Source organism: Halorubrum xinjiangense (genome assembly GCF_900102375.1).
GTDB classification, from domain to species: domain Archaea; phylum Halobacteriota; class Halobacteria; order Halobacteriales; family Haloferacaceae; genus Halorubrum; species Halorubrum xinjiangense.
Genome location: NZ_FNBO01000010.1, coordinates 42,433 through 58,978, shown reverse-complemented (window position 1 = coordinate 58,978; position 16,546 = coordinate 42,433). Strand labels below are relative to the sequence as shown.

General features: G+C 69.1%; 19 protein-coding genes. 8 read left to right on the top strand and 11 right to left on the bottom strand.

Features of this window, described 5'->3' with window-relative positions:
• The first annotated feature begins 93 nt into the window (after positions 1-93).
• Positions 94-939, top strand: coding sequence for a universal stress protein (locus F3H13_RS11750; RefSeq protein WP_149799217.1), 846 nt, complete (start codon positions 94-96; stop codon positions 937-939).
• Positions 940-1,513: 574 nt separating this feature from the next.
• Here the strand turns inward: F3H13_RS11750 and F3H13_RS11745 are convergent.
• Genes F3H13_RS11745 through F3H13_RS11730 form a run of 4 tightly spaced genes read right to left on the bottom strand, consistent with a single transcriptional unit; the run spans position 1,514 to position 4,920 of the window.
• Complete coding sequence (locus F3H13_RS11745; RefSeq protein WP_149799216.1) at positions 1,514-2,689, bottom strand: inorganic phosphate transporter; 1,176 nt, start codon at positions 2,687-2,689, stop codon at positions 1,514-1,516.
• Positions 2,690-2,701: 12 nt separating this feature from the next.
• Positions 2,702-3,160 carry a YeeE/YedE family protein gene (locus F3H13_RS11740; protein ID WP_149799215.1) on the bottom strand — a complete coding sequence of 153 codons (459 nt, stop codon included), beginning with the start codon at positions 3,158-3,160 and terminating at the stop codon, positions 2,702-2,704.
• Positions 3,161-3,718, bottom strand: coding sequence for a YeeE/YedE family protein (locus F3H13_RS11735; RefSeq protein WP_149799214.1), 558 nt, complete (start codon positions 3,716-3,718; stop codon positions 3,161-3,163). It abuts the gene before it with no gap.
• Between the two features lie 8 nt (positions 3,719-3,726).
• Positions 3,727-4,920 (bottom strand): MBL fold metallo-hydrolase, encoded by a 1,194-nt coding sequence (locus tag F3H13_RS11730; RefSeq protein ID WP_149799213.1) that lies wholly within the window; start codon positions 4,918-4,920, stop codon positions 3,727-3,729.
• A 248-nt stretch (positions 4,921-5,168) separates the two neighbouring features.
• Between F3H13_RS11730 and F3H13_RS11725 the strand changes: the two genes are divergently transcribed.
• A complete protein-coding gene (locus tag F3H13_RS11725; protein WP_149799212.1) occupies positions 5,169-5,414 on the top strand; it encodes a sulfurtransferase TusA family protein in 246 nt (81 codons plus the stop codon).
• 2 nt (positions 5,415-5,416) lie between these two features.
• Positions 5,417-6,061 carry a DsrE/DsrF/DrsH-like family protein gene (locus tag F3H13_RS11720; protein ID WP_149799211.1) on the top strand — a complete coding sequence of 215 codons (645 nt, stop codon included), beginning with the start codon at positions 5,417-5,419 and terminating at the stop codon, positions 6,059-6,061.
• A 67-nt stretch (positions 6,062-6,128) separates the two neighbouring features.
• On the opposite strand, the gene F3H13_RS11715 is transcribed toward F3H13_RS11720, so the two are convergent.
• From F3H13_RS11715 to F3H13_RS11690, 7 genes are all read right to left on the bottom strand, one after another.
• Entirely contained in the window at positions 6,129-6,749 is a 621-nt protein-coding gene (locus F3H13_RS11715) for a DUF1641 domain-containing protein (protein ID WP_149799210.1), read from the bottom strand.
• Positions 6,750-6,751: 2 nt separating this feature from the next.
• The gene (locus tag F3H13_RS11710) at positions 6,752-7,897 is read right to left on the bottom strand and encodes an NAD(P)/FAD-dependent oxidoreductase (protein WP_149799209.1); all 1,146 of its coding nucleotides are present in this window, start codon (positions 7,895-7,897) and stop codon (positions 6,752-6,754) included.
• Entirely contained in the window at positions 7,894-8,130 is a 237-nt protein-coding gene (locus F3H13_RS11705; RefSeq protein WP_149799208.1) for a sulfurtransferase TusA family protein, read from the bottom strand. Before F3H13_RS11705 ends, F3H13_RS11710 begins: the two co-directional genes overlap by 4 nt.
• Before the next feature lie 141 nt (positions 8,131-8,271).
• Positions 8,272-8,865, bottom strand: a complete 594-nt coding sequence (locus F3H13_RS11700; RefSeq protein ID WP_149799207.1) for a class I SAM-dependent methyltransferase — start codon at positions 8,863-8,865, stop codon at positions 8,272-8,274.
• A gap of 2 nt (positions 8,866-8,867) precedes the next feature.
• Entirely contained in the window at positions 8,868-8,999 is a 132-nt protein-coding gene (locus F3H13_RS16545) for a hypothetical protein (RefSeq protein WP_262488606.1), read from the bottom strand.
• A gap of 87 nt (positions 9,000-9,086) precedes the next feature.
• A complete protein-coding gene (locus tag F3H13_RS11695) occupies positions 9,087-10,370 on the bottom strand; it encodes a M20 family metallopeptidase (RefSeq protein ID WP_149799206.1) in 1,284 nt (427 codons plus the stop codon).
• A gap of 84 nt (positions 10,371-10,454) precedes the next feature.
• The gene (locus tag F3H13_RS11690; RefSeq protein WP_188128056.1) at positions 10,455-10,871 is read right to left on the bottom strand and encodes a helix-turn-helix domain-containing protein; all 417 of its coding nucleotides are present in this window, start codon (positions 10,869-10,871) and stop codon (positions 10,455-10,457) included.
• Between the two features lie 163 nt (positions 10,872-11,034).
• Here F3H13_RS11690 and F3H13_RS11685 point away from each other — a divergent pair, with 163 nt between their 5' ends.
• The 5 genes from F3H13_RS11685 (at position 11,035) to prf1 (ending at position 16,532) form a co-directional block, all read left to right on the top strand.
• Positions 11,035-11,475 (top strand): DUF302 domain-containing protein, encoded by a 441-nt coding sequence (locus F3H13_RS11685; protein ID WP_149799205.1) that lies wholly within the window; start codon positions 11,035-11,037, stop codon positions 11,473-11,475.
• Between the two features lie 66 nt (positions 11,476-11,541).
• Positions 11,542-12,477 carry an NAD-dependent epimerase/dehydratase family protein gene (locus tag F3H13_RS11680; RefSeq protein WP_149799204.1) on the top strand — a complete coding sequence of 312 codons (936 nt, stop codon included), beginning with the start codon at positions 11,542-11,544 and terminating at the stop codon, positions 12,475-12,477.
• Positions 12,478-13,022: 545 nt separating this feature from the next.
• Complete coding sequence (argS, locus tag F3H13_RS11675; protein ID WP_149799203.1) at positions 13,023-14,831, top strand: arginine--tRNA ligase; 1,809 nt, start codon at positions 13,023-13,025, stop codon at positions 14,829-14,831.
• An 80-nt stretch (positions 14,832-14,911) separates the two neighbouring features.
• Positions 14,912-15,172 carry a glutathione S-transferase N-terminal domain-containing protein gene (locus F3H13_RS11670; RefSeq protein WP_149799202.1) on the top strand — a complete coding sequence of 87 codons (261 nt, stop codon included), beginning with the start codon at positions 14,912-14,914 and terminating at the stop codon, positions 15,170-15,172.
• A 109-nt stretch (positions 15,173-15,281) separates the two neighbouring features.
• A complete protein-coding gene (gene prf1 / locus F3H13_RS11665; RefSeq protein ID WP_149799201.1) occupies positions 15,282-16,532 on the top strand; it encodes a peptide chain release factor aRF-1 in 1,251 nt (416 codons plus the stop codon).
• Positions 16,533-16,546: the final 14 nt, after the last annotated feature.

The window sequence follows — 16,546 nt, the reverse complement described above, 5'->3', positions numbered from 1 at the left end:
TCGGAGTACCGATAACTTACGGAGAAGTTTTTGGGTGGCACGTCCGCCGACCCGAGCGCAACCGTGTAGTCGTCGCTCGCCGTACGTGTCGTCATGAGGGCCCTGTGCGCGACCGACCTGTCGGCCGCCAGCGAGGCGACGATCGAGAACGAGACCTGTCTCGACTGCCTGGGCCGTATCGGCGTCCGGACGATCCACCTCGTCACGGTCGTCCCGGCGAACGTCCACGCCGGGACCCCCGGCGTCGACTTCGAGGCGCGCCGGCGGCGGGGGCTCGACAGGTACCGGGCGGTGATCGAGGCCGCGGGGTTCGACGTCGAGACGCACGTCGTCCGCGGGACGCCGCACCGCCGCCTCAACGACATCGCCGAGACCGTCCACGCCGACCTCTCGGTCGTCGGGTCGCGGGGACAGAGCCCGCTGGAGAACCGGGTCATCGGCTCGACCGCGCGCAACCTCGCGCGGACCACCGTCGTCCCGCTTTTAGTCAACCGCGTCGAGCGCGCGGCCGACGACCCGGACATCCGCCGCGAGCACCTCTTTCGGCGGATCCTCTTCGCGACGGACTTCTCCGAGCACGCCGATCGGGCGTTCGACGCCTTCTCGTACCTCCGTCACGCGACCGAGGAGGCGACGCTCGTCCACGTCCGGTCGCCGAAAGACGCGGAGGCCGACGACGGCGTCGGCCCGGCGAAGCGGTTGGCCGAGCGGGCGCGCACGCTGGAGAAGTGGGGGATCGAGACGCGGACCGAGGTCCGCCGCGGCGACCCCGCCGAGGAGATCCTCGCCGTCGAGGCGGCGGTCACGCCGTCGACGGTCCTCGTCGGATCGAAGGGGCGGAGTCGCATCCGGCGGCTCCTCTTGGGCAGCGTCTCCGAGGACATCGTCGCGCGGGCGACCGGGAACGTCTTCCTCGTCCCGCCGCCTCGAGCGACGTAAAAAGACGAGTGCTTCGGTGGCGCGCTCGTTGCGCCGCGGTGACGCGGTCGCTGCCGTGGCGGCTACTTCAGTAGCTCCTCCCGCTTGTTTATAAATGGACGCCGGAGAACCGACGGGGAACACCTCCAAAGCCCCAGTCGCGAGGGCGCCGTACGCTCGCTGTCGTTCGAAAGGCGCTTTGCGCCTTTCGTGATGACGAGACGCCGGAGGCGTCTCGAACCACGCGCTTCAGTCGCTCACTCCGTTCGCTCCTTCCAGTGCTTGCGTCGCCTACGGCGCCCTCGCGACTGCCCCTTTGAGTCCCGCCCCGCTCCGCACAGCGACCGCGCCTCACGCCTCCCCAGCCTCGTCACCGGACTACGTCCGGTTTCAAGCGAGAGCTTCGCTCTCGCCCTGTCGGCCTCCCTCCGCTTCGCTCCGGTCAGCCGACTCCAGCGAGGGAGCGAAGGTCCCTCTGGCAGCCGGCGCGTAGCGCCGGCGACCTCGCGCGTGCGACTCGCGCCCTGCGGGCGCTCGTCGGCACGCGCCACCGCGGCGTTCATTTATACGGAATTGACGCCGCGGCGCGGCTCGCTTATAAAAGGAGCATCGCGGCGGCGTACGCGAGCGCGAACGAGAGGGCGAACGAGCCCACCCACGCGCCCACCGTCACGAGGATCTTCCGGGCGTCCACGGCGGCTCGGCCGCCGACGGCGGCGCCGCTCCCGATGATGGCGCTCACGACAATCTCGTTGAACGAGACGGGGACGCCGAGGAGCACGGCCAGCTGCGCGATCAAAAACGACGGGACGAGCGCGGAGATGGAGCGCCGCGGCCCCAGCGACGAGTAGTCCTGCGCGAGCGACTTGATCATCCGGGGCGCGCCGGTCCACGAGCCGACCAGCATCCCCAGCCCGCCGCCCACGAGGACGGTCATCGTCGAGATCATCCCCACCTCGTCGAGCAGCGGGAGCAGGGGACCGACGGCCAGCCCGACCTGACTCCCACCCGCGGAGAAGGCGACGAGCGACCCGAGCGCGAGCAGCACGCGCCGCAGCCCGCCCGCCTCGTCGCGACGCACGTCCCACCAGACGACGGCCGCGACCGCCAGCGCGGCGAGGCCGGTAATCGCGGCCGCCGACGCGAGGCCGTCGGCCGCCAGCATTTGCTGCCCGAGCCCCCGGACGGTGCCCGACGTGGCCCCCTCGCCGAGGAAGCTGAACCGAACGTTCACGAGGACGGCGCCGACGAGGCCGGCGAGCGCCGCGACGCTGTATCGCTCGGGCACTCCGGGCCGCGGGAGGACGCCGGCGATGGCGAACGCGATGCCGCCGCCGACGAACGGGGTCAGGGCCCAGACGGCGCCGATCTGCTGGTACTTCGCCCAGACCGGCGTCCCGCCGAGCGCGAGGCCGACGCCGATGACGGCGCCGGTCACGGTGAACGCGGTCGCGATCGGGATCCCGGTCGTGATGCCGACCGCCATCAGCCCCGCGCCGAGGACGAGAACGAGGATGACGCCGGCGACGGGCAGGCTGATCCCGCCGACGAGGCCGCTACCGACGGCCTCCGAGACGTTGCCGCCCTGGGTGACCGCGCCGGCGAAGCCGAAGACGCCGACCAGGAGGGCGGCGCGCATCGTCCCAATGGCGTTCGCGCCGACGGCGGGGGCGAACGGGGTCGCGCCGCTCGACCCGGCGCCGATCACCCACGCCATGAACAGGCTGGCGAGCGCCGCGCCGACGAAGAGGGCGATGAGAGCGGGGTCCATGGAGCCGGTGTGTCAGTCCGCGCCCGCCGCCGCGGCGTCGCGGGCCCCGCTCCGACTCCGCCAGTAGCCCTGCGCGTACGCCCCGACGAACATGCCGCCGAGCGCCCAGAGGATGGTGACGTTGCCGACCCCGAGGCTGGCGTACGCTGCGCCCGGGCAGATCCCGGAGAGCCCCCAGCCGACGCCGAAGACGGCGCCGCCGATGAGGACGTTCCGGTCGAACGGCTTCAGGCGTCGCTCGTAGGGGTCGCCCGTGAGGGGCGCCGCGTCTCGGATTCGGGGCAGCAGGGCGAACGCGACGCCGGAGACGATCGCGGCCCCGAACATCACGAACGGGAGGCCGAGGTCCTCGAACAGGAGGAAGTTCACCACGACCTCCGGCCGCGCCATGTGGCTGAACCCGAGCCCGAACCCGAATATCAGGCCGCCGACGAACACCAGCGGCTTGAACAGGGGATGGCGGTCCGCCATCTATGGGCTCACCCCCAACGCGGCGACGACCTGGGCCGTCCCGATCGCCACGGTCAGGAACGTCGCGACGCCGACCAGCGACGTCTTCGACGCCGAGCCGACGCCGCAGACGCCGTGTCCGGACGTACACCCCTTGCCGATCCGGGTTCCGATGCCGACGAGGATGCCGCCGAAGAACAGCCGCCACGGCTGGACGTCGGTCGTCCAGAGCGTCACGCCGGCGACCTCGTACAGCCGGCCGGTCGTCCCGGGCTCGTACAGCGAGGTCGTGACTACGCCGGACTGGACCGTCGCGGCGAACGCGAGCCCGCCCAGGACGATCCCGGCCGTGAACACGAGCCGCCAGTCCCGCGAGCCGACGTACCGCTGAAACCGCGACCGGCCGGAGACGTACGACAGCGTCGACTCGAGGAACGTGCTCGCTCCGGCCGGGATACCGGTCCCGACGTAGACGACGACGGTCCCGAGGCCGACGAGCAGCCCGCCGACGGCGTACCGGCTGACCCCGTTGGGGAACAGCTCGGCGACAGCCTGAAGCAGTACTGGGTCAGCGACCATTTGCGTCGTTAGTCACCCGCGAGCGAGTCCTGGCTGGCGGCGCAGTTGTTCGGCCCGAGCTCTAAGGTGAACGCCTCCTCGTCGTCGACGGCGTTCTGGCCGAGGTTCGTCGCGATGATGTCCTCGTAGTTGGCCGGCCGCGGGGGCATGTCCGAGAGGATCAGGTCGACGAAGTCGTCTTCGTCCATCGTGAGCGCGTCCATCTCCGCGACGAGCTCGCCGATCGGCGCCGTGTAGGTGCCGTCGTCGGCCGGGACGGCCGCGTCGCTGAAGTGCGCGCCGCCGATCAGAGTGTCGTCGGGCAGCGTGAGGACGCGCTCCTGAAGCGACTCGTACAGGGTGCGCGCGGCGTCGGGCGCGCCCTCGTCGCCCTCTTCGAGGTCCGGGCGCGCGACGCTCTCGACGAACAGCCCGTCGCCGGTCGCGAGGAGGCTCTCGTCGACGAGGTAGGAGGTCATCCCGGTGGTGTGGCCGGGCGTGTGGACGGTCTCGATCGTCGCGTCGCCGACCGAGAAGGCGTCGCCGTCCTCGGCCGTGGTCAGCTCGTCGGCGTACGTGACGCCGCGGTCGACCGCGGCCGCGGGGATGACGCCCTCGACGCCTTCCGCGTCGAGGTCGCGCACGCCCGAGATGTGGTCTGCGTGGACGTGCGTGTCGACGGCGTACGTCAGGTCGACGCCGAGGTCGTCGGCGTCGTCGAGGTAGCGATCGGTGAACGCCCGGAGGGGGTCGATGATCGCGGCCTCGCCGTCGTGATAGAGGAGGTAGCCGAGACAGCCCGACGAGGGGCGCTGGTACTGGAGGAGCGTGCCGGCGCCGTCGTAGCGCTCGACCTCGACGGCCTCGTAGACCCTCGCCCAGCCGTTCATCCCGTCTTCGAGGTGGTCGACGTCGTAGCCCCGCTCCGCGAGCGCGCCCGCGACGTACTCGCTGGCGCCGCCCTTCGCGCAGAGGACGGTCACCTCGCGGTCGTCGGGGATCCGGTCGAGGACGTCGTCATCGATGTCGTCTTCGAGGAACTCGAAGTACGGGACGTTGATCGACGTGACGTTCTCGCCGTCGATGCGCCACTCCTCGTAGTCGGACCCCATGCGCGTGTCGAGGATCGTGACGGCCTCGCCCGCGTCGATTCGGTGTTTAAACGATTCCGGGTCGACTGAGTCGACCTCGACGTCCGGCGTCGGGAAGTCGTCGGCATTCATATTTCGCAGTCGGTTCTACCGGGTCGACGCACAAAAGCATTTTCATAGTATTTCCTCATCTAAACAATACTACTGCCGGCAACTCTCCTCTGTCGTCCACTTAATGTCTCCATACAAGGTTTAATGGCCATCTAAACAAATTTCACTTTATACAATAGTTGGCGCTCTTCACAAGAATCGACAATCTTTTACTTTGCCGGGGGGTATTGTGCGCTAGCTCCAATACAGACAACCGGAGCAGATTTCCAATGAGTGCCGAATTCGACATCGCGGAGACGCTCGACGTGAAAGGCGCATCGTGCCCCATGCCAGTGGTGAAGACGAAGTCCGCCATCGACGGCCTCGCCGCGGGCGAGGTCCTCGAAGTGCTGGCGACCGACCCCGGCAGCATGAGCGACATCGACGGCTGGGCCGACGGCACCGCGGGCGTCGAGCTCGTCGACCAGACGGAGGGAGACGACGTGTACAAACACTACGTCCGCAAGACGGAGTAACGATGGGGACGGACACACCCGACGCGTCGGCCGCGGACGCCCCGGCTGACGAGGGGCCGGCCGAGGACGTTCCGGCCGACGAGGCGCCGGTCGAGGACGTTCCGGCCGGCGAAGCGCCCTCTCGCGCGGAGCTAGCCGCGCGCGTCGACGAGCTTGAGGACGCGCTCGCCGAGGCCACCGACGACGGCGGCAAGAAGATGAGCATCATCGCCACGAAGGGAACGCTGGACATGGCGTACCCGCCGCTCATCCTCGCCAGCACCGCGGCCGCATTCGGCTACGAGGTGACCGTCTTCCACACGTTCTGGGGGCTCGAGATCCTCCACGAGGAGCGCTCGAAGAGCCTCAAGCTCAGCTCCGTCGGCAACCCCAACATGCCCGTCCCGAACGCCGTCGCCGCGCTCCCCGGCATGGACCGCGTGACGACGAAGCTGATGGAAAAGAAGATCGCGGACAACGACACCGCCACGATCGAGGAGCTCCTCGAAACGAGCCTCGACATGGGCGTGGAGTTCCAGGCCTGTCAGATGACCATCGATCTGATGGGGTACGACGAGGACGACTTCTACGACGGCGTCACCACGGGCGTCGGCGCCGCGACCGCCCTCCAGGACATGGCCGAGGCGGACATCCAACTCCTCGTCTAAGCGCCGCGGAACGGACTCCGGTTCCGATTCTCGAACGCTCGTTCCCCCGCTACGACTCCGCGGCGGTTCACTCGCGGTCGGACCGCTCGCGACCGATCGCGCTCGCCACCGCCAGCAGGTAGCCCAGCCCGTACTGGACCTCCGGGTCGCGCACGCCGCGGAGCAGCCCGACGGCCCCGACCCGCTCGGGCGACTCGCTTTCCGCCTCGCCGACACTTTTCAGCAGCGTCTCGACGCCGTCGCGGGTGTCGTCGTCGGCCGCGGTCTGTGCCACCTCGCCGAGCGCGGCGCCGGTCCCGGCCAGCGACGTCACCATCTCGTCGTCGAGGGCCGCGGTCGCCAGCGACCCGACCGCCGCGACCTCGGCCAGCTCGTTGAGCGTGCCGCTCCGCTGGAGCGTGAGCAGCGTGTCGAGCGCCGCCCGCAGCTCCTCGCCGTTCTCGCCGACGGCCTCGGCCAGCGCCACGGTCTCGTCGGTGGCGAGGCCGTCGGCGGACTCCGCGAGCGTCGACCCGGTGGCCGAGAGCTCGCGGACCATCTCGTCGGAGAGCGCGCCCTCGCCCAAGGAGAGCACGTCCAGCAGCTCGTTGACCGCGTCGAGCCGCTCCACGAACGCGGCGACCGCCTCCGGGTTCTCCGCTATCGCCGCCTCGAGGTCGGTCGACTCGGAGCGTTCCGTCTCGGACATGGTCAGAGCAACCCTCGCGCGGTGAGCCAGTAGGACTCGTTGTACGCCAGCTTCGACCAGTGAAGCTTCTCGGAGGGCGGCGCGGGCGACGGCGGGCGCTCGTAGTCGAACTCGACGAACGACGCCGCGTCCATCCCGGTCTCGATGAAACACAGGGTCTTGCCGTCGTACGTCGCCGTCGCCGGCCGGTCTCGGATCTCGCTCGCGAGGCGCTGTCCGACGACGCCGGCCTGGTAGTGCGCCACGCTGCCCGCGTTCGGGACGCCGGTGTCGGCGGTGTCGCCGAGCGCATAGACGTTCTCGGCCGCCTCGGCCTCCAGCGTGTGCTTGTCGACGTCGACCCAGCCGTCGTCGCCGAGCCCCGCCGCCTCGATCAGGTCGACGCCGCCGTGGGGCGGAATCGACACGAGGAGGTCGTAGTCGAGCTCGGTCCCCTCCATCGACGTGATCGTCTCCGCGTCGGGGTCGACCGACTCGGCGTTGAAGAACGTCTCCACGTTGATCCCGCGCTCCTCCATGATGGGTCGGGCCCACTCGGCGATGTGCGGGTTCCCGTGGACGCGCTGGATCGGGTACGTGTAGGTGATCTCGACGTCCTCGCGCAGGCCGCGCTCGCGGAACCAGTCGTCGGCCATGAAGACGAACTCCAGCGGCGCCGCCGGACACATGTGGGGCGTCCCGATCACGCTCAACACGAGCTCGCCCTCTGTGAACGACAGCAGCTCGTCGCGCAGGGCGGTCGAGCCCGACTCGCTGTAGTAGTCGTGACCGCCCTCGGCGAGACCGGGGATCTGTTCTGGCTCCAGCGTCGACCCGGTCGCTAACACGAGGTGGTCGTACGCCAATGCCGGCCCGTCGCCGTCGAACCGGAGCCGCTGGGAGTCCGTGTCGATCGCGGACACGCGGTCGATCCGGAGGTCGACAGCGTCGTCGACGAGCTCGTCGAGCGCGCGGCGACCGTCCGCCGGCTCGCGTTGGCCGAACGGCACGTACAGCCAGACCGGCTTGTAGACGTGGTCGGGGCCGTCGTTGATCAGGGTGACCTCGACGTCGCCGGCGTCGAGCTCCGGTTCGAGCCGGTCGGCGAGGTCGTTGGCGAGCACCGACCCGCCGGTCCCGCCGCCCACGATGATGACGCGCTCGGTCATGCTTTCTCCACGTAGAACGCGTTGTGGTCGTCGAGCTCCTCGACGGCGAGCAGTTCGTTACCGGCCTCCTCGGCCCACTCGGGGACGTCGGTGAGCGACCCCTCGTTGTCGCTCAGGAGTCGCACGACGTCCCCGGACTCGGCGCCTCGGATCGCTCCGATGAGGTCCATCAGGGGACCGGGGCACGCCGCGCCTCTGGCGTCGACGGTGTCGTCGGGTTCGATGTCGGTCATGGCGGTCTCACACCCGACGGTTGCGGACGTACCGTATTAGTCTTGTGCGAGTATTCCACAATTCTAAAAATACCATATTCAGTGCGGTTCTGGGGTCGCGGCATCGAGGGTATCCGCGCGGTATCGAGGGGTTCAGCGCGGCTACCGACGGAACACGAGCGCGTAGTGGTACGGGGGCAGCTCGACCCGGCGGTCGAGTTCGAACGCCGCGGCTCGGCTGACGGCTTCCGCCGTTTCCTCGGGGGGCATCCGTAGCTCCGTCGGCGGCCCTCGGGGTTCGTTTCCGACCGTCGTCGCCTCGCGCGGGCGGTCGTGCCAGTTGACGACGATCAGGCTCCCGCCGGGGGCGACCGCTTCGAACGCCCCCTCGACGAATCCGGAGCGGTCGTCGACGCCGTGGAAGGTGTTCGCCACGACGAGCGCGTCGACCGGGTCCGGGAGGAGTTCGGTCAGGTTCCGGGCGTCGCCGTGGACCGGAACGACGTTCTCGATCGCCTGTTTCTCGGCGAGCGCGTCGAGCTCGTCGAGCAGCGCCTCGTCTACGTCGACCGCGTACACGGGCGCGGGCTCGACGATCCGGGCGGCCGGGAGCGCGAAGTAGCCGCTCCCGCAGCCGACCTCGGCGACCGACCGGCCGGGCGCGAGCCCGAGCTCCCGGAGCGTCGCGCCCGGCGTCGGCCAGAGCTTGCCCCACCAGTCCCAGTCGGGCTGGCCGGTGTTCTGAAACCGCTCCATCGTCAGCGGGCGTCCGTCGTGTCGGCGTCCGGCGGCCGGTACGGGAGTCGGCGTCGCTCGCCTCCGACGTCCACCGAGTCGGGCCCCTCGCCCTCGCGGGCCTGTCCGTTCGCCGTCGTCGTATTGTTCCGCATACCCACCGGTGGAACGGCCGCTTATCTATATTTTTCTCAGCCGCGCCGAATCGCCCGCGAGTCGCTCTTCCCGTCGTTCGCGGACCGCTACCGGTCGATCTCCGCCCGCCACGCCGCCGGAAGCCGGGCGTAGACGACCGCGTTGTCGACGAGCGCGTCGACCGGCACGTGCTCGTCGGGCGCGTGGACGGTGTCGGTCCCCAGCGCGAACTCGACGGTCGAGATCCCGGCGTTCCGGAGCTTCTTGGCGTCGCCGCCGCCCGTGGCGCTCCGCCTGAAGACGCGGTCGCCCGTGACGGCCGCCGCCGTCGACGCGACGGCCTCGACGAGCGGACTGTCCGGCGCCTCGGCGGTGCCGACGCTCCATGAGACGTCGGCGACCGTGATCCCCTCGCAGTCGGCGACGCACTCGCGGATCCCGGCGAGCAGGTCGGGCGTGTGGACGCTCGCCGTCAGCCGCACGTCGATCTCGGCGCGCGCGGCCCCCGGGACGGCGTTCACCGCGTCGCCGCCCTCGAAGACGCCGAGGTTGATAGACGGGTACCGGAAGAGGTCTCGCGCGGCCGCCTCGCCCATCGACGGCGCGTAGTACTCGACCGACTCCGCGACGATCGGCTCCATCTCGGTCCCGATATCCAGCCGCTCGGAGCCGAACCGCCGGCGCAGCGTCTCGACGGCGTCGTAGAGCCGGTCGACGGCGTTGACGCCGAGCGTCGGCCGGGAGCCGTGCGCCGCCTCCCCGCTCGCCTCGAGCGTCAGCCAGATGCTCCCCCGGTCCGCGACCGTGACGGAGTGGCGGCCCTCCTCGCAGGTCGGCTCGCCGATCACGCACGCGTCCGCGTCGAGCGCCCCCGCGTCGAGCAGCGCCGGGAGCCCCGCGTCGCCGCCCACCTCCTCGTCGCTCACGAAGGCGAACAGGAGGTCGACGGGCGGGTCGGCGTCAGCGGCCGCGTGGGCCCGGATAGCGAACAGCAGTGACGCCACGGCGCCCTTCATGTCGGTCGCGCCCCGACCGTAGACGCGGTCCTCGACGCGCTCGCCGAGCGGGTCGCGCGTCCACGCGTCGGCGTCGAACGGCACGGTGTCGAGGTGCCCGTTGAAAAGCAGCGTGCGGTCGGACGCACCGGGGACGCGCACGAGGAGGTTCGGCTTCGCCGGGTCGACGGCGAACCGCTCGACCGCGACCGGAAGCGGGTCGAGGAACCGCTCGATCTCGGCGACGATCCCGCGCGTGTCGCCCGGCGGGTTCGACGTGTCGACCGCGAGCAGATCGAGGGCCAGCGAGACCAGCTCCTCGCGGTTGGCCCGCACGTACGCGGCGGGAGCGTCGTCCTCGGTCGTCGTCGGGGGCGCTCCCGTGTCCTCGGCCATACGTTCCCCTTCGGTCTCTACCGATTTAGTTGTTTGTACAAATTAGACAATACTGTCGCGGAGAGCGGTGCGGCCGCCCGCGCGTCAGTCACCGGGCCGGATCGGCCGGTCCTCGCACCCGTCCGCCTCTCGGCCGTATCGGTCTTCGAACTCCTGGATGAGCTGGCCGACGGTCGCGTACCAGCTGTTGAGCAGCCGCCGCATCTCGCGTGCGGCCTCCTCGGGCGTCCGGGGTTGGTACACGTAGTAGTACCCGCCCTGCTCGTAGTTCACCTGCCGTTGGACGACGACGCCCGCCTCGACGAGCCGCGAGATCGACCGGTACGCCGTCGACCGCTCGCAGTCCAGCCGGTCCGCCACATCGTCGACGGTGAGCCCCTCGTCCGTCCCGTGGAGCGTCCGATACGCCGCTCGGTCTCGCTCGTTGAGCCCGTGGACGCACTCTAAGAGGTCCAGACACTCCATGTCGCGTTCGAGGTCCTCGCGCACTGACCCGGTCATCGTGTGGGACGGTAGGGCGGCAGAGCGAGTTAAAGTTGTTCCCAAACAGCACAATACTGCTGCGGCCGCCGGTCGGTCCGACGACGTTCGGCCGGTCCATTCTTCGATCTCTCGATGGGGTATCCGAAGAGACTTTGTTACGTAGACCCAAGACGATACACGAATGACGCTCCCAATCGACCCGAGCCAGATCGATCCGGACGACATCGGCGAACAGCAGACCACCCTCGAGATGGGTCACGAGGAGGCGATCGAACACGTCCGCGAGGTGTTCACCGACGCCGGCTTCGGCGTCCCCGTCGAGTTCTCGCCCTCCGAGATGCTCAACGAGAAGGTGGACGCGGGCCGGGACCCCTACTACGTGCTGGGCGCGTGTAACCCCGAGGTCGCCGACCGTGCGCTCGACGCGAGCGACAACAAACTGGGCGCGCTGATGGCCTGTAACGTCGTCATCTGGGAGGAAGAGCCCGGTACGCAGCGCGTCTATCACGTCTCCATCATGCGTATCGCCCGGCTCGTGGGCATGGCGCCGGACGACGACGAGATGGCGGATATCGTCGCCGACACCGGCGAGATCGTCGACGAGGCGTTCGAGAACCTGTAGTCGGGTTCCGCCGCTGGCTCCGTCTCGATTCCACACGTACTTATCCGCGACCGCCGACGGACCGGTATGAACCTCGCCGATTCGCGCGTCCTCGTCACCGGGGGCGCCGGCCTCGTCGGGAGCCATCTCGCCGCCAGCCTGCTCGACCGCGGCGCGACCGTCCGCGTCGCCGACGACCTCTCGAAGGGGACCCGGGATCGGGTGCCCGGCGGTGCCGAGTTCGTGAAGGCCGACATGACCGACCCCGACGACGTCGCCCGCGCGGTCACGGGCGATCTCGACGCCGTCTTCCACTTCGCGGCGTACACGGACACGAACTACGACGACGACCGCGCGTTATTCGAGGAGAACACCGCGATGACGTACAACGTCTTAGAACGCATGCGCGAGGTCGGCGTCGACCGCTTCGCGTTCACCTCCTCGTCAACGGTGTACGGCGAGGCGCCGCGGCCGACCCCCGAGGATTACGCGCCGCTCGCACCCATTTCGATGTACGGCTCCGCGAAGCTCGCGGACGAGGCGCTGATCTCGACGTTCGCGCACTCCTACGGCGTCCGGTCGTGGGTGTTCCGCTTCGCGAACATCGTCGGCCCGCGCCAGCGCGGCAACGTGATCCCCGACTTCATCGAGAAGTTAGACGAGGACCCGACCGAACTAGAGATCCTCGGCGACGGCCGCCAGGAGAAGTCGTACATGTACGTCTCCGAGTGCGTCGACGCCATCCAGCACGTCGTGGAGCAAGCGGACGACGACCTGAACGTCTACAACCTCGGAACGCGGACGACGACCTCTGTGACCCGGATCGCCGACATCGTGAGCGACGAACTCGGCGTCGACCCCGAGTACAGCTACACCGGCGGTGACCGCGGCTGGACCGGCGACGTGCCGAAGATGCGCCTGTCGATCGAGAAGCTGTCCGCGCTGGGGTGGGAGCCGTCGATCGAGAGCGACGCGGCCGTGCGGCGGAGTGCGCGCGAGCTTATCGACGAAATCGTCTCATAAGTAGCGGCTGACGGGCTGTGTGACGCCCTGAATCGCCGCTCAGAGTGAGCATTTATAAATCGTTGATCGCGGTCGACCGAGGGCGCCTCCAAAGCCCCAGCCGCTCGTTTATAAATAGTTGAGCAGAGATCAGAGACGAACACCTCCAAAGCCCCAGCCGCGAGGGCGGCGCACGCTCGTTGCGCTCCTCGTCGCTCGTTTCACTCGCTCCTGCGGTGCTTACGTCGTCATCAGAACGCGAAGCGTTCTGATTGGCTCACGAGAGCTTCGCTCTCGTGAACGCCTGCGCCGCCCTCGCGACTGCCCCTTTGAGTCCCGCCCCGCACAGCACCGCAGCCTCACGCCTCCCCAGCCTCGTCAGTCGCCTCCGCTTCGCTCCGGCGACTGACTCCCTCGCGCGTGCTGCTTCGCGGCCGCCGGTGGCGGCCGCTCGCAGGCGCGCGCCACCGCACCCCCGATCGTCTCAATTTCGCTCCTGCGATCACCTGTCTCTCCCGCCGAGCCGCTTCGGAAGGGCCTTTTAACCCGCCCGTCGAACGGACGGTATGTTCAGGCAGTTCCGGTCGGAGGTCGAGGCGGCGCTCGCGGACGCGCTCGGCTCGCTCGACCTCCCGACCGACGACCTCGGCATCGAACGCCCGCCCGACGACATGGACGCGACGCTCGCCTCCAGCGTCGCCTTCCGGCTCGCGGGCGAGGTCGGCGACGCGCCGCCGAACGTCGCGGCGACGGTCGCGGAGGCGGTGTCGGTCGAGAGCGCCGACTACGTCGCGAGCGTCGACACCGCGGGGCCGTACGTCAACTTCCACGCGAACGAGCGCTACCTCACGGACACGCTCGACGCGGCGGCCGTCGACGCCGACTACGGCGCGCTCCCCGACCGGGACACCTCCGTCGTCGTCGAGCACACCAGCGCGAACCCGACCGGCCCGGTCCACGTCGGCCGCGCGCGCAACCCGATCGTCGGCGACGCCGTCGCGAATCTCATGGAGTACGCGGGCTACGACGTCGACCGCCACTACTACGTCAACGACGCGGGCCGCCAGATGGCGGTGTTCACGTGGGCGTACGAGCGGTTCGACGAGGCCGACCTCGACGAGGCGCCCGCCCGCGACCGCGCGGAGTACGACCTCGTGCGCTACTACCGGAAGGGGAACGCCTTCTTGGAGGCGGCCGACGACGACGCGGTCGCGGCCGCGGAGGAAGAGATCCAGTCGATCCTCCAAGGGCTCGAAGCCGGCGACGAGGAGACGTACGAGCGGGTCGGCGAGGTTGTCGACACCGTCCTCGGCGGGATGAAGGCCTGCCTCGGCCGGCTCCCCGCCGAGTTCGACGAGTTCGTCAAGGAGACGCGGTTCATGCGCGACGGCTCGACGGACGATATCGCCGCGCGGCTCAAGGAGACCGACCAGGCCGTCTACGAGGAGGACGCCTGGCAGCTGGAGCTCGACGAGTGGGGGATCGACAAGAACCTCGTCTTCCTGCGCTCGGACGACACGAGCCTCTACACCACCCGCGACCTCGCGCACCACGAGTGGAAGTTCGACAACTACGACCGCGCGGTCACCGTCCTCGGCGAGGACCACAAGCTCCAGGCCGACCAGCTCGGCGCGACCTTAGAGCTGCTCGGCAACGACACCGACCGGCTCGGCCACGTCATCTACTCGTACGTCAACCTCCCCGACGGAAAGATGTCGACCCGGCAGGGGACCGGCGTGATGCTCGACGACCTGCTCGACGAGGCCATCGACCGCGCCCGCGAGGCCGTCGAGTCCCGGATGGACGACCGGATCCGCGACGACGACCTCACCGAGACGGACGTCGAGCGCATCGCCCACCAGGTCGGGATCGGCGCGGTCCGGTACGACATCGTCTCGAAGCAGCCCGCGAAGGCGATCACCTTCGAGTGGGAGGACGCCCTCGACTTCGAGGCGCAGTCGGCCCCGTTCGTCCAGTACGTCCACGCGCGCTGCGCCGGCATCCTCGACGAGGCTGCGGCCAAAGGCATCGACGTGCCGGGCGTGACCGCGGACGCCGACGGCGACGTCGACCTCGACGCGCTCGACGTGAACGCGGACGCCTTAGAGACCGAGGCGGCCCGCGACCTCCTCCGCGAGGTCGCCCGCTTCCCCGCGGCGATCGAGGAGGCGGCGGACGACTTAGAGCCCCACACGATCGCGACGTTTACGCGCGAGTTCGCGGACGCCTACAACGCGTTCTACCGCGAGTGCCCGGTCGTCACCGCCGAGACCGACGAGCTGCGCGACGCCCGGCTCGCGGTCGTCGCGGCCGCGAAGCACACGATGGCGAACGCGCTCGACGTGCTGGGCGTCGAGGCGCCGGAGTCGATGTAGCCCGGCCGGAAGACGCGACTCCGGGACGACGTTTCCCGTCCCCGCAAACGGTTTTTCCTCGGGCGCCGTACTGCCGACCGATGCTCGAACTTTACCAGTCGGAAGGCTGTCCGCACTGCGCGAAGGTCCGCGAGACGCTCTCCGAACTCGGCGTCTCCTACGTCGCGCACAACCCGCGGCTGCCCGGCGACGTCGGCGGCGACGTCACCAACGAGGTCACTCACGACGAGCTCACCGCGGCCGGCGACGACCAGATCCCGTACCTCGTCGACTCCGACCGCGGCGTCGCGATGTACGAGAGCGACGACATCGTCGAGTACCTCGAGGAACACTACGCCTGAGAACGAACCCGGCTTCGACGCCGCCGCTCGCCCCTGATCCGGGGGGTCTCACCGGGGAGAGCCCGCCAGGTCAAAGATTACTTACCCGCACGGGAGCGAACGGTACGTAATGAGCAGCGACGCACAGGAGGCGAACGCGGACCGCCGGAAGTACGAGTTCCGCAAGGTCATCGAGGAGCTCAAAGACTTCGAGGGCTCCGGCACCCAGCTCGTCACCATCTACATCCCCGAAGACAGGCAGATCTCCGACGTGGTGGCCCACGTCACGCAGGAACACAGCGAGGCGTCGAACATCAAGTCCAAGCAGACCCGAACGGCCGTCCAAGACGCGCTGACGTCGATCAAGGACCGACTGCGCTACTACGACACGTTCCCGCCCGAGAACGGGATCGTCGTCTTCTCCGGCGCCATCGACGCCGGCGGCGGCCAAACCGACATGGTCACCCGGACGCTGGAGTCGCCCCCGCAGCCCGTCGAGTCGTTCCGCTACCACTGCGACTCGGAGTTCCTCACCGAGCCGCTCGAACACATGCTCGAGGACACCGGGCTGTTCGGGCTCATCGTCTTAGACCGCCGCGAGGCGAACGTCGGCTGGCTGAAGGGGAAACGCGTCGAGCCCGTCAAGTCCGCCTCCTCGCTCGTCCCCGGTAAACAGCGGAAGGGCGGCCAGTCCGCACAGCGGTTCGCCCGCCTCCGGCTCGAAGCGATCGACAACTTCTACCAGGAGGTCGCGGGGATGGCCAACGACCTCTTCGTCGACAAGCGCCACGAGCTCGACGGCATCCTCGTCGGCGGCCCCTCGCCGACGAAAGACGAGTTCCTCGACGGCGACTACCTCCACCACGAGCTGCAAGACAAGGTGCTGGGCAAGTTCGACGTCGCGTACACCGACGAGTCCGGGCTGAAGGACCTCGTCGACGCGGGCCAAGAGGCGCTCGCCGACCAGGAGATCGTCCAGGACAAAAACGACATGGAGGAGTTCTTCGAGAAGCTCAACACCGGCCAGGAAGCGACCTACGGGTTCGAGCAGACCCGGCGGAACCTCATCATGGGCTCCGTCGACCGCCTGCTCATCTCCGAGGACCTCCGCTCCGACGTCGTCGTCTACGAGTGCCCGAACGGCCACGAGGAGTACGAGGTGCTCGACGCTCGCCACTCGACGCCCGACCACGAGTGTAGCGAGTGCGGCGAGCCGGCCGACGTCGAGGAGCGCGAGGACGTCATCGAACACCTGATGGCCATCGCGGAGCAGCGCGGCACCGAGACGCGGTTCATCTCCACGGACTTCGAGAAGGGCGAACAGCTGCTCGACGCGTTCGGCGGCATCGCCGGGATTCTGCGCTACTCGACGGGCGTCTAAGGGACCGAGAGACC

Coding starts and splice junctions, on each gene's coding strand:
- F3H13_RS11750 (WP_149799217.1), top strand. CDS start 94: ATGAGGGCCCTGTGCGCGACCGACCTGTCGGCCGCCAGCGAGGCGACG.
- F3H13_RS11745 (WP_149799216.1), bottom strand. CDS start 2,689: ATGGACCCCGCTCTCATCGCCCTCTTCGTCGGCGCGGCGCTCGCCAGC.
- F3H13_RS11740 (WP_149799215.1), bottom strand. CDS start 3,160: ATGGCGGACCGCCATCCCCTGTTCAAGCCGCTGGTGTTCGTCGGCGGC.
- F3H13_RS11735 (WP_149799214.1), bottom strand. CDS start 3,718: ATGGTCGCTGACCCAGTACTGCTTCAGGCTGTCGCCGAGCTGTTCCCC.
- F3H13_RS11730 (WP_149799213.1), bottom strand. CDS start 4,920: ATGAATGCCGACGACTTCCCGACGCCGGACGTCGAGGTCGACTCAGTC.
- F3H13_RS11725 (WP_149799212.1), top strand. CDS start 5,169: ATGAGTGCCGAATTCGACATCGCGGAGACGCTCGACGTGAAAGGCGCA.
- F3H13_RS11720 (WP_149799211.1), top strand. CDS start 5,417: ATGGGGACGGACACACCCGACGCGTCGGCCGCGGACGCCCCGGCTGAC.
- F3H13_RS11715 (WP_149799210.1), bottom strand. CDS start 6,749: ATGTCCGAGACGGAACGCTCCGAGTCGACCGACCTCGAGGCGGCGATA.
- F3H13_RS11710 (WP_149799209.1), bottom strand. CDS start 7,897: ATGACCGAGCGCGTCATCATCGTGGGCGGCGGGACCGGCGGGTCGGTG.
- F3H13_RS11705 (WP_149799208.1), bottom strand. CDS start 8,130: ATGACCGACATCGAACCCGACGACACCGTCGACGCCAGAGGCGCGGCG.
- F3H13_RS11700 (WP_149799207.1), bottom strand. CDS start 8,865: ATGGAGCGGTTTCAGAACACCGGCCAGCCCGACTGGGACTGGTGGGGC.
- F3H13_RS16545 (WP_262488606.1), bottom strand. CDS start 8,999: ATGCGGAACAATACGACGACGGCGAACGGACAGGCCCGCGAGGGCGAG.
- F3H13_RS11695 (WP_149799206.1), bottom strand. CDS start 10,370: ATGGCCGAGGACACGGGAGCGCCCCCGACGACGACCGAGGACGACGCT.
- F3H13_RS11690 (WP_188128056.1), bottom strand. CDS start 10,871: ATGACCGGGTCAGTGCGCGAGGACCTCGAACGCGACATGGAGTGTCTG.
- F3H13_RS11685 (WP_149799205.1), top strand. CDS start 11,035: ATGACGCTCCCAATCGACCCGAGCCAGATCGATCCGGACGACATCGGC.
- F3H13_RS11680 (WP_149799204.1), top strand. CDS start 11,542: ATGAACCTCGCCGATTCGCGCGTCCTCGTCACCGGGGGCGCCGGCCTC.
- argS (WP_149799203.1), top strand. CDS start 13,023: ATGTTCAGGCAGTTCCGGTCGGAGGTCGAGGCGGCGCTCGCGGACGCG.
- F3H13_RS11670 (WP_149799202.1), top strand. CDS start 14,912: ATGCTCGAACTTTACCAGTCGGAAGGCTGTCCGCACTGCGCGAAGGTC.
- prf1 (WP_149799201.1), top strand. CDS start 15,282: ATGAGCAGCGACGCACAGGAGGCGAACGCGGACCGCCGGAAGTACGAG.